The organism is Sphingomonas sanguinis, assembly GCF_019297835.1.
In the GTDB taxonomy this organism is placed as follows: Bacteria; Pseudomonadota; Alphaproteobacteria; order Sphingomonadales; family Sphingomonadaceae; genus Sphingomonas; species Sphingomonas sanguinis_D.
The window spans coordinates 1,365,968-1,388,178 of the sequence record NZ_CP079203.1 but is presented as its reverse complement, the minus strand read 5'-3'; the positions used below and the strand labels follow the sequence as shown (position 1 = coordinate 1,388,178).

The window sequence follows — 22,211 nt, the reverse complement described above, 5'->3', positions numbered from 1 at the left end:
CTGGCGATGAAGCGCGCCGAGAAATGACGCCCAAATCCCAACGTCTGACGCTGGCGCTGCTGGCGCTGGCCGCGATCGTCGCGGCGGTGCTGCTTGCCATGTCGGCGATGAAGGACCAGGCGGCGTTCTTCTACACGCCGTCCGACGCGAAAGCACAGGGCCTGCCGCTGGGCCGCGCGGTGCGGCTGGGCGGAATGGTCGAGGCTGGATCGGTCCACCGCGCGCCCGACGGGGTGACGGTGCGCTTCGTCGTCACTGACGGCAAGGCGACGACGCCCGTCACCTTTGCCGGGATCACCCCCGACCTGTTCCGCGAGAAATCGGGCGTGGTGGCCGAGGGGCAGTTCCAGCCCGATGGCCGCTTTGTCGCGACCAACCTGCTCGCCAAGCATGACGAGAAATACATGCCCCCCGAAATGGCGGGTAATATGCACGAGAGCCGGAGCCTGGAGCCGTGATCGCCGAAGCGGGCTTGGCCGCTCTGTGGTTCGCCGCGATGCTGGCGGGGTTGCAGCTGCTGCTCGGCGTGCTCGCCTTGCGCCGCAAGGATGTGGCGGGCGAGCAGGCGATGGCGGCGATCGGTCCGGTCGCGATCGTGCAGGGCGCGCTGGTCGCCATCGCCATGGCGGCACTGATCGCGGTGTTCCTGAATACCGATCTGTCGGTCAAGCTGGTCGCCGAGAACAGCCATTCGGCCAAGCCTTGGATCTACAAATTCGCCGGAGCCTGGGGCAATCACGAAGGGTCGATGCTGCTCTGGGTCACGATCCTGGGCGCGGGCGGCGCGCTGGTCGCGTGGAAGGAGCGGACGCTCGACCGGGCGACCCATGTCGCGACGCTGGCCGCGCAGGGGGCGATCGCGCTCGGTTTCTATGCCTTCCTGCTGTTCGCCTCCAACCCGTTCGCGCGGCTCAATCCGGCGCCGATCGAGGGGCAGGGGCTGAATCCGCTGTTGCAGGACCCCGGCCTCGCCTTCCATCCGCCGACGCTTTACGCGGGCTATGTCGGGCTGTCGGTCGCCTTTTCCTTCGCGGTCGGCGCGCTGGTGACGGGGCAGGTCGGTCCGGCCTTTGCCCGCGCGATGCGGCTCTGGGTTCTGGGCGCCTGGGTGCTGCTGACCATCGGCATCACGGCGGGCTCCTATTGGGCCTATTATGAACTGGGCTGGGGCGGCTGGTGGTTCTGGGACCCGGTCGAGAATGCCTCGTTGATGCCGTGGCTGGCGGCGACGGCGTTGCTCCATTCGGTCAACGTGCTGGCGGCGCGGGACGGCTTGCGGGCGTGGACCGTCATGCTGGCGGTGGTCGCTTTCTCCATGTCGATGATCGGCACCTTCCTGGTGCGGTCGGGCATTTTGACCAGCGTCCATGCCTTTGCCGTCGATCCCCGGCGCGGGGCGTTCATCCTGGCGCTGCTGGGCATCTATATCGGTGGTGCGCTGGCGCTGTTCGGCGCGCGGATCGGGCAGGTGCGGGCGGGGCGCAGCTTCGCGTTCGTCAGCCGCGAGGGCGGGCTGGTCGTCAACAACCTGCTGCTGTCGGTGATCCTGGGCATCGTGCTGATCGGCACGCTCTATCCACTGGTCGCCGCCGGGTTCGGCGTGCGGCTGTCGGTCGGGCCCCCTTTCTTCCATGCTGCCGCCGGACCGATTGCGCTGGCGCTGGTCGCGGTGATGGCGGTCGGGCCAGCCTTGCGCTGGCGCAGCGATGACGCGGAGGCGGTGCTGATCCGGATGCTTTGGCCGATGGTCGCGGCGGCGGGGACCTTTGCACTGATGCTGACCCTGACCGGGGGCATGGGCGTGTTGTCGCTGCTCGGCCTGTCCTTCGGCGTGGGGCTGATCGTCGCCAGCGTCCTGCCGATCACCCGGCGCAATTGGCGGCGCACGCCCTTGCCGATCTGGGGCATGGTCGTCGCACATGTCGGCTTAGGCGTCAGCATGATCGGTATGGCATGCGACAGTGCCTTCACCGCCGAGCGGCTGGTCGCGCTCTATCCGGGGCAGGCGACCATCGTCGGGCCGTGGCGGGTGAAGCTGGACCGCATCTATCCCAATGTCGGTGCGAACTGGTCGGCGCTGGAGGCGCGGCTGACAGCGACGCGGGACGGCGACGGCGCTACCTTGCGCCCGCAACAGCGATTCTTCACCGATCCGCCGACCACGACCAGCGAGAGCGCGATCGCCACCCGCTGGGACGGGCAGCTCTATACGGTCCTGGGGCAACAGGATGCAGCGACCGGCCGCTGGCAGCTACGGCTGTGGTGGAAGCCGTTTGTGACGCTGATCTGGCTCGGCGGCGCGCTGGTTGCGCTGGGCGGCGTGCTGGCGCTGGTCGGGCGGTGGTTCAAGGCGTGGCAGCAACGACGGCGGGAGGCTCTGTGGGGATGAAGCGTTCGCTGATCTGGTTGCCGCTGGGCCTGTTCGGGGTGCTGTTCGTGGTGGTCGCGGCCGGGTTGATGCGGCCTGCCGACACGGCGGTTCATTCGACCCTGGTCGACAAGCCGTTGCCGACATTCAAGCTGGAGCCGATGGTGCCGGGCAAGCCGGGGCTGGCGAGCAGCGACTTCGGAACGGGTCGCCCGCGGCTGCTCAACGTCTTTGCCAGCTGGTGCATCCCCTGCATCGCCGAAGCGCCGCAGCTGATGGCGTTGAAGGCGCGAGGCCTGCCGATCGACGCCATCGCGATCCATGACAAAGGCCCCGCCATCGCCGCCTTCCTTCGCCGCAATGGCGATCCCTATGCCGCGATCGGCGACGATAGCCGTAGCCAAGTCCAGATGGCGCTCGGCTCGTCGGGGGTGCCCGAGACCTTCCTGATCGACGGACGCGGCCGGATCGTTCGGCAATATATCGGCGACATCCGCGCCGACCAAGTCGAGCAGATCGTGCGCGATTGGGTCGCCGCCCGATGAGCTTGGCGCTCGCCCTGCTGCTGGCCGCCGGGACGTCCGCGCCCGATTACGGCAATACCCAATTGCCCGATCCCCGAGCCGAGGCGCAGGCGCGGGCCCTGATGGGCGAGCTGCGCTGCGTGGTGTGTCAGGGCCAGTCGATCGCCGACAGCGATGCCGACATGGCCGCAGACATGCGCGCGCTGGTCCGCCAGCGTATCGCGCGCGGCGAGCGGCCCGAGGCGATCCGCCACTGGCTGATCGAGCGTTACGGCGATTATGTCAGCTATGACCCGCCGCTGTCGGGCGCGACCGCCTTGCTCTGGGCGACGCCGGTCCTGCTGCTGGCGCTGGGCGCGTGGATCGCGCGGTTCAGCTTTCGGAAGCGGCGCTGATGGGCTGGCTGATCCTGTTGCTGATCGCGGCCGGAGCGATGGGCGGGGCGCTGTGGCTGCGTTTTCCGCGACCGCTCTGGACCATGCTGGGCGCCGCACTGGCGCTGGGCGGGGTCGGTTATGCGTGGCAGGGGCGGCCGACTTTGGCGGCGAGCGCGCCTGCGCCGCGTCCCGATGCGCTGCTCGACAATGACGCCATTTCCGAGCTGCGCGGGCAATTGATCGGGCGTTATGGCGGCGAAGCGGCGATGTTCACCGCCGCCGATGCGCTGTCGCGTTCGGGCAACAAGCGGACGGCGGTGCAGATCATGCTGGGCGCGGTCGGCGGCAATCGCGGCAGCGTTCCCTATTGGACCGAGCTGGGCAATGTCCTGTTCGCGCATGACGGCTATCAGATGTCGCCCGCCGCCCAATTCGCCTTTCGCCGCGCCCGCACGCTGGGGCCGAGGGACCCCGCGCCCTTCTTCTTCGAGGGGCTGGCCTGGATGCGGGCGGGCGATTTCCGCAAGGCACGGACTTTCTGGAGCCGGGCATTGCAGTTGTCGCCCGCCAATGCCGCCTATCGCCCGGCAATCGAGCAGCGGGTGATGCTGCTCGATCAGGCCATTCGGATGATGGGGGAATAGGGGCTTACTGGCCCCGGCCGGTCTTGGCCTGAAGCGCGTCGATCCGCTTGGAGGCATCGGCCTTGGTCAACGTGTCGTCGAATGGCTCGCCCGCTTCTTCGGACAGCGTCTTCAGATAGCTGGCCTGCGCACCGGTCATCTTCTCGTCGCCGGTGGTCCAGTCATCGGGGTCCTTCTCGGCGTTGGAGAAGGGTTCGGTCTTGGGATTGTCGGTCATCGGTGATCCTTTCGGGGGATCAACGGCGATGTTCTGTTTGTGTTCCGGATAGTCTCGGCGTTCGTGTTAGAGGGCGGAACGTGCGCTTCGACGACGCTCAGCGTGAACGGAGGTGGGGATTAAATCTTGGAAGCCGTTCAGCCTGAGCGAAGTCGAAGGCCACGGGCCTGACGCCCGAACATGCACTTCGACTTCGCCCAGTGCGAACGGAGCTAGGGTTTAGCCCGCCCAGGCCTCGAACGGCAGGTCGAGCGCTTCGGCAACCGCTGCGTGGCGGATCTTGCCGCCCGAGACGTTCAGGCCGTTCGCCAGATGCGCATCAGCCTTCATCGCGGCCTCGGCGCCCATGTTGGCCAGCTTCACCGCGAAGGGCAGCGTCGCGTTGTTCAGCGCGAAGGTCGAGGTGCGGGCGACCGCGCCGGGCATGTTGGCGACGCAGTAATGGATCACGCCGTCGACCTCGAACACCGGGTCCTGGTGGGTGGTGGCATGGCTGGTCTCGAAGCAGCCGCCTTGGTCGATCGCGATGTCGACCATCACCGAGCCGCGCTTCATCGTCTTCAGCATGTCGCGGGTGACGAGCTTGGGCGCGGCCGCACCGGGAACCAGCACTGCGCCGATGACGAGGTGCGCATTCTTCACCGCCGCCGCGATCGCCGCCTTCGACGCATAGGCGGTCTTGATCTGGCTGGAGAAGAACATGTCCAGCTCGGCCAGACGGTCGTTGTTGATGTCATAGATGGTGACGTCGGCGCGCAGGCCGACCGCCATCTGCGCCGCGTTCACGCCCGAGACGCCGCCGCCCAGGATCGCGACCTTGGCAGGCGCCACGCCGGGCACGCCGCCGAGCAGGATGCCACGGCCGCCCTGCTGCTTTTCGAGATAGTGCGCGCCGACCTGTACCGCCATGCGGCCAGCGACTTCCGACATCGGCTTGAGCAGCGGCACGCCGCCACGGGGGCTGGTGACGGTCTCATAAGCGATGCAGGTCGCACCCGACTTCATCAGGCCCTCGGCCTGCGGCTTGTCGGCGGCAAGGTGGAGATAGGTGAACAGGACGTGGTGCGGGCGCAGCATCGCGACCTCGACCGCCTGCGGCTCCTTGACCTTCACGATCATCTCGGCCTGGTCGAAGACCTCGGCGGCGGTGGCGACGATGCGCGCGCCCGCGTCGACATAGTCCTGATCCTCGAAATCGATGCCGCTGCCGGCCTTGGTCTCGACGATGACCTCATGGCCTGCGGCAACCAACTCGGCGACCGACGGCGGGGTCAGGCCGACGCGATATTCGTGGTTCTTGATTTCCTTGGGAACACCGACGCGCATGATGAACTCTCCTGAAAAGCGTTGCCCCGATAATAGCGCCGATGGGGTGGGAGAGGTGTGCAAAGCGGTCCCACCGCATCGTATAATTCGGGATATTCTTGCGCCTTTGCTCGGTGTATCGGGACAGGAATGTCCGACGCGATCGACCGCCGCATCCTGGCCCAGCTGGCCCGCGATTCCGACCTGACCAGCGCCGCGCTGGGTGAGAAGGTCGGCCTGTCCGCCAGCGCCGCGCATCGCCGCGTGGCACAGTTGCGCGAGAGTGGGGTCATCACCGGCTATCGCGCGATCCTGAGCCACGAGGCGCGGGGACGGCCCTCGACGGTGATGGTCAACGTCACGTTGAAGGACCAGCGGCAGGACACGATGGCGGCGTTCGAGCGCGAAATCCTGCGCTGTCCCGAGATCGTCGAATGCTTCCTGATGAGCGGCGAGGCGGATTACATGATTCAGGTCGAGGTGCGCCGCGACGACAGTTACGAGCGCATCCACCGCGAGACGCTGGCGCGGCTGCCGGGGGTGACGCGGCTGGCGTCGCATTTCGTAATTCGCGAGGTAGTGCGGCGGTCTTGAAAGCGGGGGGCAGGGGCGTGGCCTTCGACTTCGCTCAGGCTGAACGGGGTGTGGAATCAGGGGACAAGCCCCGCGCTCCGTTCGGCCTGAGCGAAGTCGAAGGCCACGCTCCGACGCTTCAGTCGAACCGAACCTTCCCCCGTCCGGCCTTGACCTGGGCGCGCCCCTTCTTGGCATCCACCCGCCGGGTCTGCGACGCGCGGGTCGGCTTGGTCGGCCGCCGCTTCTTCGGCACGATCGTCGCCTCGCGGATCAGGTCGATCAGCCGCTCGCGCACCTCGCGCCGGTTCATCTCCTGTGACCGGCTGGCGTCGGCGCGCAGGGTCAGGACGCCGTCCTTGCTCAACCGCTGCCCGGCCAGCACCGCCAGGCGCATCTTCACCGCCTCGGGCAAACTCGGCGAGCCGCCCACGTCGAAGCGCAGCAGCACCGCGCTGTCGGTCGTGTTGACATGCTGCCCGCCCGGCCCGGAGGCACGGGTGAAGCTCTCGGCGATCTCGCGCTCGTCGATGGCGATGGCGCGGGTGACGGGGATCAGCGCCATCGCACGTCCGCCTAGTTCTGGAAGATGCCGAAGCGTTCGGGGATCGGCGCCTCGGCGGTGATCGGGTCTTTCTCGCCGCGCGGTACGGTCAGGCTGGCGGCGTGGAGCAACATGCCCCCCGGCTCGCCTGCGCCGTAAACCGGATCGCCGATGACCGGCGCCTCAAGACCCGTGGCGGCGTGGACGCGAATCTGGTGCGTGCGCCCGGTTTCGGGGCGGAATTCGACCAGCGTGCGCCCATCCTCACGGCGCAGCGCACGCCAGCCGGTCCGCGCGGACTTGCCCGCCGGATCGGCGACCATCCGCCAGCCTTCCTCGATCGTCGAGACCTTGGCGAGGGGCAGGTCGATCATGCCCTCTCCCTCGACCAGACCGTTCAGCACCGCGAGGTATCGCTTCTCGACCAGCCCGGCCTCGAACGCCTGCTGAAAACGGGCATGGGCCTTGGGATTGCGCGACAGGAGCAGGCAGCCGCTGGTGTCCCGGTCGAGCCGATGGACCGCATGGGGCCAGCGTTTGAAGCCGAACTTCAGCGATTCCAGATGGTTTTCGAGGCTGATCGACCCGTTGCGGGGCCGATCCACGGGCAAGCCCGCCGGTTTGTCGATTACCAGCGCTTCGCCGTCGATGAATAGAACGCGATCTCCGTGCATCACGCTCCCTTGCCACCGCGCGCGCCGACATGCCAGAGCCGCGCGCGTCATGTCGACCGCTCCTGCCGCTTTCCTGCGCTTTCTGGCGCTGCTGATGTTCGCCGTGCTGCCGGTGGCGGTCCAGGCGCAGTCCTGCGACGGCGCGCTGCCGCCGCCCGGCCCCGATGGCCGCGTGGCGGGCCATTTCCCCTATGGCGACGCCTCGCCCCAGGACATCGTGCCCGCGCCCGCCGGGTTCGGGCTCAAGCCCTATTGCCGGGTTCACCGGGCGATGCTGGGGGATCTGCAACGCCTGCTTGATGCGGCGAGGGCCGATCCCTCGGTCGGCGGCGAGCCACGCGGGCTATCCTGCCACCGCGAGGTCGCCCGCCAGCGCAACATCTTCTGCCGTGATCGTGGTGTCTCCGCCGCCGAGCGCGCCATATCGGTGGCGCCTGCGGGGCATAGCGAGCACGCGACCGGCTATGCGATCGACTTCGCGGTGCGCCCCGCGCATAGCTGCCCGGATGCCGAGGCGTGCATGGCGGCCTCTCCGGCGGCGCGCTGGCTGATCGCCAATGCGCGGCGCTTCGGCTTCGAGATGAGTTTTCCGGCGGGTAACAAGCAGCGGGTGAAGTGGGAGCCGTGGCACTGGCGTTGGGTCGGGACTAGCCTTGCCGAGCCGGGCGCGATGCAGGCGCGGGCGATCTTCGCCAAGGCGCGCGCGCAGTTTCCGGCCGAGCCGGGGATACGCGATCCGTTGAAGGTCGTGGTGACGAGCCAGCCGCCTTTGCCGGTGGTTCCGGTGGCGGCTCCGCCTGCGCCGGTGAAGAAGAAGGGGCGGCGGCGATAGGGATTTCCTTGGCCTTCGACTTCGCTCAGGCTGAACGGCTGTTGGGAGGTACCCTAATCCCTAACCTCCGTTCAGCCTGAGCGAAGTCGAAGGCCACGCCCAGCGCCCGCGAAAAACGGGGGCACCCATCGGCGCCCCCGTCCTCCGATCACCCGAACAGCTTGGCGGCCGTCTCGGCGATGCGCTTGCCCTGATAGCGGGCACCGTCCAGATCGACCTGGCTCGGCTGGCGGCTGCCGTCGCCGTCCGCCAGCGTCGACGCGCCATAGGGCGTGCCGCCATGGACTTCCTTGACGCCCATCTGGCCCTGAAAGCCGTAATCCAGCCCGACGATGGTCATGCCATGGTGGATCAGGTTGGTCAGCACCGAGAACAGGGTCGTTTCCTGCCCGCCATGCTGGCTGGCGGTCGAGGTGAAGGCGCCGCCGACCTTGCCGACCAGACCCCCGCGCATCCAGACGCCGCCGGTGGTGTCCCAGAAGGCCGCCATCTGGCTGGCCATCCGGCCATAGCGGGTCGGCGTGCCGACGATGATCGCGTCATAGTTGGTCAGCGCGTCGGGACCCTCGATCTCGGGGTGCGCGGTGTCGGTCTTGAAGTGCGCGGCGGCGACCACCTCGGGCGGGGCGGTTTCGGCGACGCGACGGATGTCCACCTCGGCGCCACCGGCACGCGCGCCCTCGGCGATGGCGTCGGCCATCTGCTCGATATGGCCGTAGGACGAATAATAAAGGACCAGAACCTTGGCCATGTCAGTTACTCCCTTCGAGAAAAACGAACTTATTCGGAATCGACCAGAACGATCTCGGCATCCTCGATCGCCGTGATCGTCACGGTCCGACCACCAGACAGCGCCGCACCGTCCCGAGCCGCGAACGGCACACCGTCGATTTCGATCCGCCCGGTGGCGGGGACGAGATAGGCGTGACGACCCTCGCCGACTGTGTGCTCCAGGCTTTCCCCGGCACGCAGCGTCGCGCCCAGCACCCGCGCATCGGCACGGATGCGGAGCGTATCGCCATCCTCGTCGAAGCCGCTCGCCAGCGTCACGAACTTGCCCGAGCGTTCGCCCTTGGGGAAAGGCTTGGCGCCCCAGCTCGGCTGGCCGCCCCGGCTGCGCGGCTCGATCCAAATCTGGAACAACGTCGTCGGCTCGGACTCGAGATTATATTCGGCGTGGCGCACGCCCGAGCCAGCGCTCATCACCTGCACGTCGCCCGCCGCGGTGCGGCCGACATTGCCCATCGAGTCCTGATGGGTGATCGCGCCGGTGCGGACATAGGTGATGATCTCCATGTCGGCATGGGGGTGGGGCGGAAAACCTGCGTTCGGGGCGATGACGTCGTCATTCCACACCCGGATCGCGCCCCAGCCCATTCGGGCCGGATCGTAATAATTGGCGAACGAGAAATGGTGCCGCGCGTCCAGCCAGCCATGATTGGCGTGACCCAGGCTTTCGAAGCTGCGGCGGTCGATGCCCTTCTCAATAGTAGTGGCAGTCATGGAATTTCTCCCTTGGTTGCCCACAAGATAGGGCCGATCGGGAGCACGTAAACGGAAACGCTGGAAACCGATCGTTTCCACGTTCATTGTAGCGCGAAGCCGAACCGCTTCCGGGTCGCGCGAGTGGCATGAGGGGTGTCGATGCGTCTGCCGGATCTGGAAGCCTGGGCGATTTTCGCCGCCGTGGTCGAGCATCGATCGTTCAGCGCCGCCGCCGATGCGATCGGTCTGTCCAAGGCCACCGTCTCCAAGGCGATCACCCGGCTGGAGGCGCAGCTCAACCAGTCGCTGTTCCACCGCACCTCGCGCCGTCTGGCGCTGACCGAGGCGGGCAAGCCGCTCGCCGAGCATGCCGCACGCATCCTGGCCGAAGCCCGCGCCGCCGAGGAAGCCGCGCGCGACGCCGCCAGTGCGCCTGCGGGTCGCATCCGGCTGGCCGCGCCCATGTCGTTCGGGGTCGCCAATATCGCGCCGGTCATCGCCGACTTCCTGGCCGCGCATCCGGGGATCGAGATCGAGCTGAGCCTGTCCGACGCACGCGTCGATATCGTCGCGGAAGGCTATGACATCGCGCTGCGCATCGCCGATCTGCCCGACAGCTCGCTGCGCGCGCGGCGGCTGTGCGGCATTTCGACGCATATCATCGCCTCACCCGCCTATCTGGCCGAGCATGGCACGCCGACCCATCCCAACGAACTGGGCGAGCACCGGCTGCTGGGCTATTCCAACATCACCGGCCCCTGGCGCTTCCGCCACCCCGGCGGCGCGGAAGTCTCCGTCCGGCCACAGGGGCCGCTGACCGCGAATAGCGGCGACGCGCTGGTCCCCGCCGTGGTCGCGGGGCTGGGCATCGCGCGGCTGCCGGGCTTCATCATCGGGCCTCATCTCGCCTCGGGCCGCGCGGTCGCGATCCTGGAGGACTGGACGCCGCCACCGGTCGGGCTGCACCTGCTGACCCCGCCAAGCCCGTTGCGCCCCGCCCGTGTCGAGGCGCTGATCGCCTGGCTGGCTGATCGGGTGCGCGATCCTTGCATGGCGGCGCGGGCAGGGGAGGGTGCGCGATGAACCGGCTGCGTCCCGACGAAAGCGATGCGCGTTTCATCCGCCGCATCATCCTGACCCTGCTGATCCTGGCCGTCACCGCCGCGCTGTTCCGCGCGGGCGACCTGTTGATCCTGGCCTTCGGGTCGATCCTGGGCGCGATCGTCATCCATGCCATTGCCGACCTCTATGCCGATCACCTGCCGATCGGGCCGAAGCGTTCGCTGACCCTGTCGATCGCGACCGTGCTGGCGGTGCTGGGCTTCCTCGCCTGGCTGTTCGGCGTCGCCTTTCGCCAGCAATTGAACACGCTGGTCACGCAATTGCCGCTGCTGATCGACCAACTGGCCGCCTGGGCGTCGCAATCGCCGGTCGGTGCCAAGGTGGTTGACGCGGTGCGTGCCGCCTTTGCGGGCAGCCGCGTGGCGCGCGACATCGGCGGTCTCGTTTCCGGGGCGGGCGAGTTCGTGCTCAACTGCCTGTTGCTGCTGGTCGGTGCGCTGTTCTTCGCTGCCGATCCGAAAATCTATGAGCGCGGTTTCCTGCTGTTGATCCCCCGGTCGATGCGCCCCGCCATGGAGGATGCGCTGTTCGATACCGGATCGACGCTACGGCTGTGGCTGCGGGCGCAGCTGATCCAGATGACGACGATGGGCGTGCTGGTCGGGGTCGGGCTGGCGATCGCGGGCGTTCCATCGGCCGCCGCGCTGGGGCTGCTGACGGGGTTGAGTGAGTTCGTGCCCTATGTCGGGCCGATCGCCGCGATGCTGCCCGCGCTCGGTCTGGCGGCGCAGGGTGGGAACGGTGCGATCATCGGCACGCTCATCACCTTCGCGGTCGTCCGTCTGGTCCAGACCAATGCGATCACCCCCTTCGTCACCAGCCGAGTCGTCGCGATCCCGCCCGCCGTCACCCTGTTCGCCATTATCGGCATCGGCACGATCTTCGGTCTGTTCGGACTATTCTTCTCAGCCGCGTTGTTGATCGTCATGTTTACGCTGATCCGCAGCCTGTATCTGCGCGAAGTTCTGGGCGAAAATATTCCGGCCGTGGAACATCAAAGTCTGCTCGGTCCCGGCGCCCGCATGAAACAAGAGAATCATGATCCGGGTTAGGGACGAATTAACCTTTTACGTTCACATCCACATTGGTTAATGATTGGAGTGTCAGGTCGCCGGGGCAAGGGGGGCGATCACTCGCAAATGGGGACTGTCGATGCGCGTATTGCTGATCGAGGATGAACCGACGACGGCCAAGGCGATCGAGCTGATGCTCGGCAGCGAAGGTTTCAACGTCTACACGACCGACCTGGGTGAAGAAGGTCTCGATCTGGGCAAGCTGTATGATTACGATATCATCCTGCTCGACCTGAACCTGCCCGACATGCACGGTTACGACGTGCTCAAGCGCCTGCGCGTCGCGCGCGTCTCGACCCCGGTGCTGATCCTGTCAGGGATCAACGAGATGGATTCCAAGGTGCGCAGCTTCGGCTTCGGCGCCGACGATTACGTCACCAAGCCCTTCCACCGCGAGGAACTGATCGCGCGCATCCACGCCGTCGTCCGCCGGTCCAAGGGCCATTCGCAGTCGATCATCCGCACCGGCAAGCTGGCGGTCAACTTGGACGCCAAGACGGTCGAGGTCGACAATGCTCGCGTCCACCTGACCGGCAAGGAATATGCCATGCTGGAGCTGCTCTCGCTCCGCAAGGGCACGACGCTGACCAAGGAAATGTTCCTGAACCATCTCTATGGCGGGATGGACGAGCCGGAATTGAAGATCATCGACGTCTTCATCTGCAAGCTGCGCAAGAAGCTCAGCCTAGCCTGTGACGGCGAGAATTATATCGAGACGGTCTGGGGCCGCGGTTATGTGCTGCGCGAGCCCGACGAGGTGGAGCAGGCCGAAGTCGCCTGATCTGTCGTCGATCGTCAGGGAATAGGCCGGTTCGCGGGGGCGCGGATCGGCCTTTTTTCTTGGGCGATTCCCTTGGCCTTCGACGTCGCTCAGGCTGAACGGAGCGAGGGACAAGAACCAGAACACAACATCCGTTCAGCCTGAGCGAAGTCGAAGGCCAAGCCCCAAACCCGCCCCGGCCAAACCAACTCAGGCCACCACCCGCCGCCGCCGCAACGCCAGGACCAAAAGCGCCAAGCCCCCCGCCATCAGCGCCATGCTGGCAGGCTCCGGCACCGGCTTGGGGGTCCCCCCGCTGCTCCCCGTCCCGCCCGACGACCCGCCCGAGCTGGTCGGCGGCGTGGAGGTGCCCGGCGTGTAGGTGCCGATATAGGTCCCCAGGTGGAACTCTCCATTCTGCTTCAAGCTGCCAAACACGGCCGAGCCCTCGATATAATTGCCCGTCGTCGCCGATGCCTTCGGCGCCAGGACCGATCCCTTCCAGGCGGTGGTCAGTTCCAGATTGGTCGCGTCGGGGAAATTCCAGATGACATGCTGGCCCAGCCCCGTCGCATCGCCGAGGAAATTGTCGTCCAGCCGGATATTGGTGCCGCTGACGTTCACGATCACCGTGTCCGCGCCATTGGCGTTGAAGGCGATCTCGCCGAACCGCGACAGGTCGGCGGCGGTCAGGTTGAACACCCCGACGCCGTTGGCCCCCGCGACCGCGTTGAACGTCGCGCGATTGCCGCTGATCGAAACCTGTGACGTGGCCGACAGCGCGGCATAGCTGTTCGACAGGTCGGTCATGCTGCTCACCAGCATCGCCTTTTGCTGGTTCAGCCCGGTGACGAAGCCCGGATCGGTCAGCCCCAGACCCGACTGCACGACATTCTGATTGATGTTGGTGTTGGACAGCAGCCCGCCGACCTTCACCGTCTGCAATCCGTTCAGGTTGAAGCCGCTGGCGACATTGCCGCCGACCAGCGCACCAGAACCATTGTTGAGGTTCTTCGTACCGCCCAGCACATCTCCGACCACCGTCAGGCCGGGTACCGAATAGGTCGAACTCGGCACGGAGCGGATTTGATAGTTGGAGGAATTACCGGTCAGGTTGCCGCCGACAAAGGTCCGCCCCTCCACCTCCGAACTGGAGTCGAGATTGCCCAGCACGATGAGGTTCCATTCCTTCAGCGCATCGATCCCCACCACCACGGGGGAGGCAATGGCCAGCGAAGGGATGGCGGCCGCGATCAGGCCGAGCGTGAGGAGATGGCGTTTCATGACCGCAACGATAGGCAGAGAAAGCTGCCAAATCATTAGCCTGTCCGTCGCCCACTGTCCCGAACCGTGACGATCCGGGCGACCCGATCGCTCCGGTCAGCGGCGCTCCCACACCTTCTGCCCACCGATCCAGGTTTCCTCGACCTGGGTGGCGCGCAGCTCGCTGGGGTTGATGTCGAGGGGATTGCGGTCGACGATGATGAAGTCCGCTTGCTGGCCCTGGCCCAGTCGTCCGAACAGATCCTCCGCGAACCCGGCATAGGCGCCGTCCATGGTGAAGGCGCGCCACGCCGCCTCGCGCCCGATAATCTCCTGCGGCTGCCATCCGCCATAGGGCTGGCCGTCCGGGCCTTGCCGGGTGATCGCCGCCGCCCAGCCCGCAAAGGGATCGGGGCTTTCGACCGGATAGTCCGATCCGAACACCAGCTTCGCGCCGTTCTTCAGCATCGAGTTCCAGGCATAGGCGCCCGCCAGCCGCGCCGGGCCCAGCCGCGCCTCGGCCATCTGGCGGTCGCTGGTTTCATGCACCGGCTGCATCGAGGCGATGATGCCATGCTTGCCGAAGCGCCGCAGGTCGGCGGGATCGACGATCTGCGCATGTTCGATCCGCCAGCGCCGGTCGCCCTTATAGGTCTCGGCCAGCTCGTCGATCGCGTCGAGCACCTGCGCATTGGCCTTGTCGCCGATCGCGTGGACGGCGATCTGGTACTTGTCCATCGCCGCGCGGCTCATCAGGTTGCGGATCACGTCGTCCGACATGAAGCCCAGGCCGGTCTGGCCGGGGGCATCGGCATAAGGCTGCTTCAGCCAGGCGCCGCGCGATCCGAGCGCGCCGTCGCCGTACAGCTTCACCCCGACCAGCCGCAGCTTGTTGTTATACAGCCACGGCGTCGGTCCGGTGCCGCCGATGCGCACGGTGTCGTCGACGCCACCGCCATAGCTCATGATCCGCACGCGCAGATTTCCGGCGTCGCCCATCCGACGATAGGTCATCCACTCGTCCAGCGTCGTGCCCATATCGGCGGTCGCGGTGATGCCGTGGCTCAGCAATTCGTTCTGTGCCTTGAGGAACGCGGCGTTGCGATCCTTGGCCAGCGGTTGCGGGATCGCCTTCTGGATCAGCTGCATCGCCGCATCGACGAACACGCCCGAGGGCTGGCCGCCAACCTTCTCGATCCGGCCACCGGCGGGGGAGACGGTCTTGGCGCTGATCCCGGCCGCCTTCATCGCGGCGCTGTTCGCCCAGAGCGCATGGCCATCGGCGCGCTCCATCACGACCGGGCGGTCGGAGACGGCGGCGTCCATGTCGGCAGCGGTCGGGAAGCGGCCCAGCGCCCAGCTTTCCTGATTCCAGCCGCCGCCCAATATCCATTTCCGCTCCGGATTGGCCGCGACATAGGCCGCGATCCGGCTGCGCGCTTCGTCCAGCGACTTGGTGGTCGCCAGGTCCAGCTCGATCTGACGGAACCCTAGGGCCATCACATGCCCGTGCGAATCGACGAAGCCGGGCAGCATGACCCGCCCCTTCATGTCCGCGCGCCAGTCGAGCTTTTCGGGCCGCTTGTCCTTGGTGCCCAGCAGGCGCACGACCTTGCCGTCCGGGGTCAGCAACAGACCGGTGAAGCGGACGACCTTGCCATCCTTGTCCAGCGTCAGCCCCGTCACATTGTCGACCAGCGCATCGGCGAAGGCGGCGGCGGGGGTCAGCGCGATCGCCAGTGCGGCGAGGGCGGAGCGGAAGACACGGGAGGAGGAAGCCTGCTTTACCATGGCCGTTCCCTATCGGCAGAATGGGGGAGGGGGAAGCGGGCGACGTCATCATTCGCCGCTTGTCACGCGAGGAACGAAAAACGGGCCGACGAAGCCTCGCCGACCCGCTTTTTGAAATCCCTCGGGATTCGTACCCTTAGCGGCGAACGTCCTCGCCCGCGCGGACCAGCGCGTTGCCGGTCGCTTCGCGCGCCTTGGCCGTGCCGTTCTCGATCTTGTCGCCCGCGCGGTCCAAGCCACGGTCGATATTGTCGCCGGCACGATCCGCCTGGGCGGCGGCGCGGTCGCCGGCGCGGTCCAGCTTGTCGCCCGCCTTGTCCATCGCGTTCTCGGCCGAGTTCAGCGCCTTGGCGGTCGCGGCTTCGACATCGTCCGAGGCGTTCTGCGTCGTCGCCTTCACGTCCGAGCCGATTGCGTCGGCCGCCTGCTGGGTCTGTTCGCGGCTGTTCTGGCTGCATGCGGCCAGCGACATCGCGGCGGCACCGGTCAGGGCGAGGATCAGGGCCTTCTTCATGGCATTCACTCCCGTTTCAAACATATGATCCGCGTGCCAACGCAGATTATCCGTTTCGGGTCCGTGCCAGCTGAAATCTGTTCCCTCCGTTGACCGCATATAAAGATATCTTTATATCGTGATCCATGGCCAACGCGCTCGAAATCTTTCGCGCCCTCAGCGATCCAACGCGGCTGCGCATCCTGGCGCTCCTCCGCTCGATGGAGCTGTCGGTGGGCGAACTGGCGCAGGTTCTGGGCCAGAGCCAGCCGCGCGTCAGCCGCCATGTGAAGATTCTGGTCGATGCCGAACTGGCCGAGCGGCGCAAGGAAGGCAGCTGGGTCTTCGTGGCGCTGGGCGACCGCGAGGCGGTGGAGCCGATGACGGCGGCGCTCGATCGCTGGACGGCGGAGACGCCCGACCCCTGGGTGGTGGCGGACGTGGCACGGCTGGCGGCGGTGCGCGCCGACCGGGCGGCGAGCGCGGCCGCCTGGTTCGAGGATCATGCCGGCGAGTGGGACGCGATCCGTTCGCTCCATGTCGCCGACAGCGAGATCGAAGAGGCGATGGCGGGCCTGATCGGCGCGGGCGATCTGGGCGCGCTGATCGATATCGGCACCGGCACCGGGCGGATGCTGGAGCTGTTCGGCGACCGGGCGGATTCGGCGTTGGGCATCGACCGCTCGTCGGAGATGCTGCGGCTGGCCCGCGCCAAGCTGCATGGCCGCGCCAATACCGAATTGCGACAGGCGGACCTCTATGCGCTTCCCATGGGCGACGGCGCGGCGGACATTGCCATCCTGCACCATGTCCTGCACTTCGCGCAGCAGCCGGGGGCGGCGATTGCCGAGGCGGCGCGGGTGCTGGGGCCGGGCGGACGGTTGCTGATCGCGGACTTCGCGCCGCATGATCGCGAGGAATTGCGGCAAAAGGCGGCGCATAGCCGTCTGGGCTTTGCCGATGAGCAGATGACCAGCTGGTTCGGCCCCGCCGGGCTGACGCTGGCTGAAACCAGGACGCTGGAGGGTGGCGAACTGACCGTCAAACTCTGGCTGGGTGTGAAGAAGGGGCTTCGGCCCGTCGAGACGAATAGGGTGAAGGCGGCATGACGAACACGATCCTGACGCAGGCCGAGGCCGCGCTGGCGCATGACGAACCGCTCTTCGCCGATGTCGGCGGCGATATCGCGGTCAGCTTTGAGTTCTTCCCGCCCAAGACGGAGAAGATGGACGCGCAGCTCTGGGATGCGATCCGCACGCTGGAGCCGCTCGACCCGCGCTTCGTCTCGGTGACCTATGGTGCGGGCGGCTCGACCCGCGAGCGGACCCATGCGACCGTCGCGCGCATCCAACGCGAGACGACGATGGACGCCGCCGCGCACCTTACCTGTGTCGAGGCGACCCGCGAGGAGATCGATCAGGTCGCGCAGGCATATTGGGCGGCGGGCGTGCGGCATATCGTGGCGCTGCGCGGCGATCCGCCCGCCGAGGGGGCGCGTTTCGTCAGCCATCCGGGCGGGTATGAGAATGCGGCGGATCTGGTCGCGGGCCTCAAGAAGCTGCACCCGTTCGAGATTTCGGTCGCGGCCTATCCCGAATGCCATCCGGACTCGGTGGACAAGCAGGCCGATATCGACAATCTGAAGCGCAAGATCGATGCGGGCGCGACCCGCGCGATCACGCAATTCTTCTTCTCGCCCGAAGCCTATTTCCGTTTCCGCGATGCGGCGGCGGCGGCGGGGATCACCGCCGAGATCGTGCCGGGTATCCTGCCGGTGTCGAACGTGGCGCAGACCCGCAAGTTCGCGGCGATGTGCGGGGCGTGCATTCCCGACTGGATGGACCGGTTGTTCGAAGGGCTGGACGACCATCCCGCCGCGCGCCAGCTGGTCGCCGCGACCATCTCGGCCGAGATGTGCCGTCGGCTTTATGCGGGCGGGGTGAAGGGTTTCCACTTCTACACCTTGAACCGCGCCGAGCTGGCCTATGCGATCAGCCATTTGCTGGGCGTGCGGGGGAAGAGGGCCGAGGCGGTCGCGGCGGCGTGATGTTAATGCTTCGGGGGTAGGGCGGAGGCGATACGGCAGGCTGTGTCGCTTGTGGCTTTCCCTCCCCCGGCCCCTCCCGCTTGCGGGAGGGGAGTGACGAAACTGAGGAACGGGGTCGGCGATAGCACACGACCGACGATCCAAGCACGCCCCTCCCGCAGGCGGGAGGGGATGGGGGAGGGCAGGGCCGCAGGCAAATCGTCTGAGGTTCCTCGCCCCCAACGGAACAACCGCTCGCCAGAGCAGGAGCAAGACGATGACGACCCGCGACACCTTCCTGGCCGAAGCCGCCAAGCGCATCCTGATCACCGACGGCGCGTTCGGTACCGAGATCCAGAACTGGAAGCTCGACGAGGCGGCCTATGCGGGCACGCTGGGCCTGACCCATGACCAGAAGGGCAATAACGACATCCTGGCGCTGACCAAGCCGGAGGTGCCCGAGGCGATCCACCGCGCCTATTTCGAGGCGGGGGCGGACATCGCCGAGACCAACACTTTCTCCGCCAACCGGATCAGCCAGGCCGATTACGGCGCCGAACATCTGGTGCGCGAGATCAATGTCGAGAGCGCGAAGCTCGCTCGCCGTCTGGCCGACGAATATCAGGCCAGGGATGGCCGCCCCCGCTTCGTGGCAGGGGCGATCGGGCCGACCAACAAGACGTTGTCGCTGTCGCCGGACGTCAACGATCCGGGTTATCGCGAGATCGACTTCGATTACCTCAAGGACGTCTACCGCGAACAGATCGACGCGTTGGTCGAGGGCGGGGCGGACTTCATCCTAATCGAGACGGTGTTCGATACGCTGAACGCCAAGGCCGGGATCATGGCGACGATCGAGGCGGGCGAGGCGCTGGGCCGCGAGATCCCGATCATGCTGTCGATGACGCTGACCGACCTGTCGGGCCGTAACCTGTCGGGCCATACGGTCGAGGCCTTCTGGCACGCAGTGCGCCATGCCAAGCCCCTGACCATCGGGCTGAACTGCTCGTTCGGCGCGGAACAGCTGCGGCCGCATGTGAAGACGCTGAGCGAGATTTGCGACACGCTGATCATGATCTACCCCAATGCCGGGCTGCCCAACGAACTGGGCGCCTATGACGAGGCACCCGTCACCACTGCCGGGCTGGTCGGCGAATGGGCGGTCGAAGGGCAGGTCAATGTGCTGGGCGGCTGCTGCGGCTCGACCCCGGCGCATATCAAGGCGATCGCCGACAAGGTGCGGGGGATGCAGCCCCGCACCATCCCGACCCCGCCGGTCGTCACCCGCCTTGCCGGGCTGGAGCCGTTCACCATGGCGGCCTAAGCAATCCTCCCCGCTCGCGGGGAGGGGGACCGGCCGAAGGCTGGTGGAGGGGGGTATCCACCAGCGACGCAATGTGAGGAGACCCCCCTCCACCAGCTGCGCTGGTCCCCCTCCCCGCGAGCGGGGAGGATTTGAGAAGACACCATGACCCAGACCGCCTCTTCCACCAATTTCGTCAATGTCGGCGAGCGGACCAATGTCACCGGCTCGGCGGCGTTCAAGAAGATGATCCTGGCGGGCGACTATACCCGCGCGGTGGAGGTGGCGCGCAGCCAGGTCGAGAATGGCGCGCAGGTGGTCGACGTCAACATGGACGAAGGGCTGCTCGACGCCGAATTCGCCATGACCACCTTCCTCAAGCTGATCGCGGCCGAGCCGGACATCGCGCGCGTGCCGATCATGATCGACAGCTCGAAATGGAGCGTGATCGAGGCGGGGCTGAAGTGCGTGTCGGGCAAGCCGATCGTCAACTCGATCAGCATGAAGGAAGGCGAGGAGGCGTTCCTCCATTATGCCCGCCGCTGCATGGCGTACGGCGCGGCGGTGGTCGTCATGGCGTTCGACGAGGTCGGCCAGGCCGACACCAAGGACCGCAAGGTCGAAATCTGCGCGCGCGCATACGACCTGCTGATGGGGATCGGCTTCCCGCCCGAGGACATTATCTTCGACCCCAATGTCTTCGCGGTCGCGACCGGCATCGAAGAGCATAACAATTACGGCGTCGACTTCATCGAGGCGTGTCGTGAGATCAAGGCGCGCTGCCCGCACGTCCATATCTCGGGCGGCCTGTCGAACCTGTCGTTCAGCTTCCGCGGCAACGAGCCGGTGCGCCGCGCGATGCACTCGGTGTTCCTCTACCACGCCATCCCGGCGGGCATGGACATGGCGATCGTCAATGCGGGTCAGCTCGACGTGTACGACACGATCGACCCCGAGCTGCGCACGGCCTGCGAGGATGTCGTGCTCAACCGCGATCCCGAAGCGGGCGAACGGCTGGTCGCGCTGGCCGAGCGCTATCGCGGCACCGATGCCGTGGCGGAGAGGCAGGCGGCAGAATGGCGCAGCCTGCCCGTCACCAAGCGGCTGGAATATGCGCTGGTCAAGGGCATCGACGCGCACGTCGTCGACGATACCGAGGAATGCCGGCAAGCCTTCGCGCGGCCCATCGAGGTGATCGAAGGCCCGCTGATGGACGGCATGAACGTCGTCGGCGACCTGTTCGGCTCGGGCAAGATGTTCCTGCCGCAGGTGGTGAAGTCGGCCCGCGTCATGAAGAAGGCGGTGGCGCACCTGTTGCCCTTCATCGAGGCGGCGAAGGAACCCGGCGCCAAGGGCAAGGGCAAGATCGTGCTCGCCACCGTCAAGGGCGACGTCCATGATATCGGCAAGAACATCGTCGGCGTCGTGCTCCAGTGCAACGGCTTCGAGGTGGTCGATCTGGGCGTCATGGTGCCGTGGTCGAAGATCATCGCCTCGGCGGTCGAGAACGATGCCGACATGATCGGCCTGTCGGGCCTCATCACCCCGTCGCTCGATGAGATGGTGACGGTGGGCGAGGAGATGCAGCGCGCGGGCATGACCATGCCGCTGCTGATCGGCGGCGCCACGACCTCCAAGGTCCATACCGCGCTGCGCATCGCGCCCGCCTATTCGGGGCCGGTGGTCCATGTCCTCGACGCGAGCCGCGCGGTCGGCGTGGCGACGACGCTGGTGTCCGATACCCAGCGCGACCCTTATGTCGCGCAGGTCGCGGCCGATTACGAAGCCGTCCGCAAGGCGCGCGAGGGCAAGGGGGCGAACGCGCTCCTGTCGCTGGAAGAGGCCCGCGCGCGCGGCTTCGTCGCGGACATGGCGTTGAAGGCGGGCGAGCCCAAGCAGCCGGGCGTGCATGTCTATCAGGACTGGGACCTGTCCGACCTGCGCGACTATATCGACTGGACGCCGTTCTTCCGCGCCTGGGAACTGGCGGGCAATTTCCCCGCCATCCTGACAGACGAAGTGGTGGGCGAGAGTGCCAGCGGGCTCTATGCCGATGCGCAGGCCATGCTCGACACGATCATTGCCGAGAAGTGGCTGACGGCGCGCGGTGTCGCTGCGCTCTGGCCGTGCCGCCGCGATGGCGACGACGTGATCCTGACTGCCGAGGGCGAGGAAACGCGCATCCCCTTCCTGCGCCAGCAGATCGCCAAGCGCGAGGGGCGCGCCAATATGTGCCTGACCGACTTCATCGATCCCGCAGGCGACTGGATCGGCGGCTTCGCGGTCGGCATCCACGGTATCGACGCGCACATCGAACGCTTTCGTGCCGGCCATGACGATTATAACGACATTCTGCTGAAGGCCCTGGCCGACCGTCTGGCCGAAGCCTTTGCCGAGCGGCTGCACGCGCATGTCCGCACCGACCTGTGGGGCTATGCAGCGGGCGAGCAGCTGACCAACGAGGCGCTGATCCGCGAGCAGTATCGCGGCATCCGCCCGGCGCCCGGCTATCCGGCCTGCCCGGAACACAGCATCAAGCGCACCCTGTTCGACCTGCTGGGGGCCGAGCAGGCCGTCGGGCTGGAGCTGACCGACAGCTTCGCGATGCTGCCGACGGCGGCGGTCAGCGGCTTCTACTTCGGCCATGGTCAGGCGGAGTATTTTGGCGTGGCACGGATCGGCGAAGATCAGGTGGCAGACTATGCCGTCCGGCGCGGGGTTGACATGGCCCAGGCTACGCGCTGGCTGCGCCCTAATCTGGATTGATAACACTTGATCGATTGCGTGCCAGTCGGGGTCTCAAGTCCTTATAAATACGGAAAATGATGGTTAACGAC

General features: G+C 66.7%; 23 protein-coding genes. 14 read left to right on the top strand and 9 right to left on the bottom strand.

Annotated elements, in window-relative coordinates; genetic code table 11:
- Nucleotides 1-23 precede the first annotated feature (23 nt).
- From ccmE to KV697_RS06320, 5 genes are read left to right on the top strand one after another with little or no spacing between them, the layout of a single operon-like run.
- Nucleotides 24-458 carry a cytochrome c maturation protein CcmE gene (gene ccmE, locus KV697_RS06340; RefSeq protein WP_219020567.1) on the top strand — a complete coding sequence of 145 codons (435 nt, stop codon included), beginning with the start codon at nucleotides 24-26 and terminating at the stop codon, nucleotides 456-458.
- Complete coding sequence (locus KV697_RS06335; protein WP_219020566.1) at nucleotides 455-2,389, top strand: heme lyase CcmF/NrfE family subunit; 1,935 nt, start codon at nucleotides 455-457, stop codon at nucleotides 2,387-2,389. Before ccmE ends, KV697_RS06335 begins: the two co-directional genes overlap by 4 nt.
- On the top strand, nucleotides 2,386-2,913 hold the full coding sequence (locus tag KV697_RS06330) for a redoxin family protein (RefSeq protein WP_219020565.1): 528 nt from the start codon (nucleotides 2,386-2,388) through the stop codon (nucleotides 2,911-2,913). The genes KV697_RS06335 and KV697_RS06330 overlap by 4 nt, the downstream gene beginning before the upstream one ends.
- Nucleotides 2,910-3,287, top strand: coding sequence for a cytochrome c-type biogenesis protein (locus KV697_RS06325; RefSeq protein WP_219020564.1), 378 nt, complete (start codon nucleotides 2,910-2,912; stop codon nucleotides 3,285-3,287). Before KV697_RS06330 ends, KV697_RS06325 begins: the two co-directional genes overlap by 4 nt.
- On the top strand, nucleotides 3,251-3,913 hold the full coding sequence (locus KV697_RS06320) for a tetratricopeptide repeat protein (protein WP_219020563.1): 663 nt from the start codon (nucleotides 3,251-3,253) through the stop codon (nucleotides 3,911-3,913). The genes KV697_RS06325 and KV697_RS06320 overlap by 37 nt, the downstream gene beginning before the upstream one ends.
- Before the next feature lie 4 nt (nucleotides 3,914-3,917).
- On the opposite strand, the gene KV697_RS06315 is transcribed toward KV697_RS06320, so the two are convergent.
- Together KV697_RS06315 and ald are read right to left on the bottom strand one after the other, a co-directional pair.
- Complete coding sequence (locus tag KV697_RS06315) at nucleotides 3,918-4,130, bottom strand: DUF3072 domain-containing protein (protein WP_219020562.1); 213 nt, start codon at nucleotides 4,128-4,130, stop codon at nucleotides 3,918-3,920.
- Nucleotides 4,131-4,349: 219 nt separating this feature from the next.
- On the bottom strand, nucleotides 4,350-5,456 hold the full coding sequence (ald, locus tag KV697_RS06310) for an alanine dehydrogenase (protein ID WP_219020561.1): 1,107 nt from the start codon (nucleotides 5,454-5,456) through the stop codon (nucleotides 4,350-4,352).
- A gap of 129 nt (nucleotides 5,457-5,585) precedes the next feature.
- Here ald and KV697_RS06305 point away from each other — a divergent pair, with 129 nt between their 5' ends.
- On the top strand, nucleotides 5,586-6,029 hold the full coding sequence (locus KV697_RS06305; RefSeq protein ID WP_058734030.1) for an Lrp/AsnC family transcriptional regulator: 444 nt from the start codon (nucleotides 5,586-5,588) through the stop codon (nucleotides 6,027-6,029).
- Nucleotides 6,030-6,147: 118 nt separating this feature from the next.
- Here KV697_RS06305 and arfB read toward each other — a convergent pair whose 3' ends face one another.
- Nucleotides 6,148-6,573: an alternative ribosome rescue aminoacyl-tRNA hydrolase ArfB gene (gene arfB, locus KV697_RS06300; RefSeq protein ID WP_219020560.1), complete on the bottom strand. Its 426-nt coding sequence runs from the start codon at nucleotides 6,571-6,573 to the stop codon at nucleotides 6,148-6,150.
- Between the two features lie 11 nt (nucleotides 6,574-6,584).
- Entirely contained in the window at nucleotides 6,585-7,226 is a 642-nt protein-coding gene (locus KV697_RS06295; RefSeq protein ID WP_219021276.1) for an RluA family pseudouridine synthase, read from the bottom strand.
- Between the two features lie 49 nt (nucleotides 7,227-7,275).
- Between KV697_RS06295 and KV697_RS06290 the strand changes: the two genes are divergently transcribed.
- Nucleotides 7,276-8,058 (top strand): M15 family metallopeptidase, encoded by a 783-nt coding sequence (locus KV697_RS06290; protein ID WP_219020559.1) that lies wholly within the window; start codon nucleotides 7,276-7,278, stop codon nucleotides 8,056-8,058.
- Nucleotides 8,059-8,206: 148 nt separating this feature from the next.
- Here the strand turns inward: KV697_RS06290 and wrbA are convergent, their stop codons facing one another.
- Both wrbA and KV697_RS06280 read right to left on the bottom strand, forming a co-directional pair.
- Nucleotides 8,207-8,809: an NAD(P)H:quinone oxidoreductase gene (gene wrbA / locus KV697_RS06285; RefSeq protein WP_219020558.1), complete on the bottom strand. Its 603-nt coding sequence runs from the start codon at nucleotides 8,807-8,809 to the stop codon at nucleotides 8,207-8,209.
- A 29-nt stretch (nucleotides 8,810-8,838) separates the two neighbouring features.
- The gene (locus KV697_RS06280; RefSeq protein WP_219020557.1) at nucleotides 8,839-9,561 is read right to left on the bottom strand and encodes a pirin family protein; all 723 of its coding nucleotides are present in this window, start codon (nucleotides 9,559-9,561) and stop codon (nucleotides 8,839-8,841) included.
- Nucleotides 9,562-9,702: 141 nt separating this feature from the next.
- On the opposite strand from KV697_RS06280, the gene KV697_RS06275 reads away from it, so the two are divergent.
- The 3 genes from KV697_RS06275 (at nucleotide 9,703) to ctrA (ending at nucleotide 12,519) form a co-directional block, all read left to right on the top strand.
- Nucleotides 9,703-10,626, top strand: coding sequence for a LysR family transcriptional regulator (locus KV697_RS06275; protein WP_219020556.1), 924 nt, complete (start codon nucleotides 9,703-9,705; stop codon nucleotides 10,624-10,626).
- Nucleotides 10,623-11,717: an AI-2E family transporter gene (locus KV697_RS06270; protein WP_219020555.1), complete on the top strand. Its 1,095-nt coding sequence runs from the start codon at nucleotides 10,623-10,625 to the stop codon at nucleotides 11,715-11,717. The genes KV697_RS06275 and KV697_RS06270 overlap by 4 nt, the downstream gene beginning before the upstream one ends.
- Before the next feature lie 100 nt (nucleotides 11,718-11,817).
- Nucleotides 11,818-12,519, top strand: coding sequence for a response regulator transcription factor CtrA (ctrA, locus tag KV697_RS06265; protein WP_219020554.1), 702 nt, complete (start codon nucleotides 11,818-11,820; stop codon nucleotides 12,517-12,519).
- Nucleotides 12,520-12,708: 189 nt separating this feature from the next.
- Here ctrA and KV697_RS06260 read toward each other — a convergent pair whose 3' ends face one another.
- The 3 genes from KV697_RS06260 to KV697_RS06250 all read right to left on the bottom strand — a co-directional run bounded on the left by KV697_RS06260 (nucleotide 12,709) and on the right by KV697_RS06250 (nucleotide 16,066).
- Nucleotides 12,709-13,782 (bottom strand): choice-of-anchor A family protein, encoded by a 1,074-nt coding sequence (locus tag KV697_RS06260; RefSeq protein WP_219020553.1) that lies wholly within the window; start codon nucleotides 13,780-13,782, stop codon nucleotides 12,709-12,711.
- A gap of 96 nt (nucleotides 13,783-13,878) precedes the next feature.
- Nucleotides 13,879-15,552, bottom strand: coding sequence for an amidohydrolase (locus KV697_RS06255; RefSeq protein WP_219020552.1), 1,674 nt, complete (start codon nucleotides 15,550-15,552; stop codon nucleotides 13,879-13,881).
- A gap of 136 nt (nucleotides 15,553-15,688) precedes the next feature.
- A complete protein-coding gene (locus tag KV697_RS06250; RefSeq protein ID WP_257575647.1) occupies nucleotides 15,689-16,066 on the bottom strand; it encodes a hypothetical protein in 378 nt (125 codons plus the stop codon).
- A 125-nt stretch (nucleotides 16,067-16,191) separates the two neighbouring features.
- Between KV697_RS06250 and KV697_RS06245 the strand changes: the two genes are divergently transcribed.
- The 4 genes from KV697_RS06245 (at nucleotide 16,192) to metH (ending at nucleotide 22,140) form a co-directional block, all read left to right on the top strand.
- Complete coding sequence (locus tag KV697_RS06245) at nucleotides 16,192-17,154, top strand: ArsR/SmtB family transcription factor (protein ID WP_219020551.1); 963 nt, start codon at nucleotides 16,192-16,194, stop codon at nucleotides 17,152-17,154.
- Complete coding sequence (gene metF, locus KV697_RS06240; RefSeq protein ID WP_219020550.1) at nucleotides 17,151-18,092, top strand: methylenetetrahydrofolate reductase; 942 nt, start codon at nucleotides 17,151-17,153, stop codon at nucleotides 18,090-18,092. The genes KV697_RS06245 and metF overlap by 4 nt, the downstream gene beginning before the upstream one ends.
- Before the next feature lie 256 nt (nucleotides 18,093-18,348).
- Nucleotides 18,349-19,395, top strand: coding sequence for a homocysteine S-methyltransferase family protein (locus tag KV697_RS06235; protein ID WP_219020549.1), 1,047 nt, complete (start codon nucleotides 18,349-18,351; stop codon nucleotides 19,393-19,395).
- A gap of 144 nt (nucleotides 19,396-19,539) precedes the next feature.
- Nucleotides 19,540-22,140 (top strand): methionine synthase, encoded by a 2,601-nt coding sequence (gene metH / locus KV697_RS06230; RefSeq protein WP_219020548.1) that lies wholly within the window; start codon nucleotides 19,540-19,542, stop codon nucleotides 22,138-22,140.
- Nucleotides 22,141-22,211: the final 71 nt, after the last annotated feature.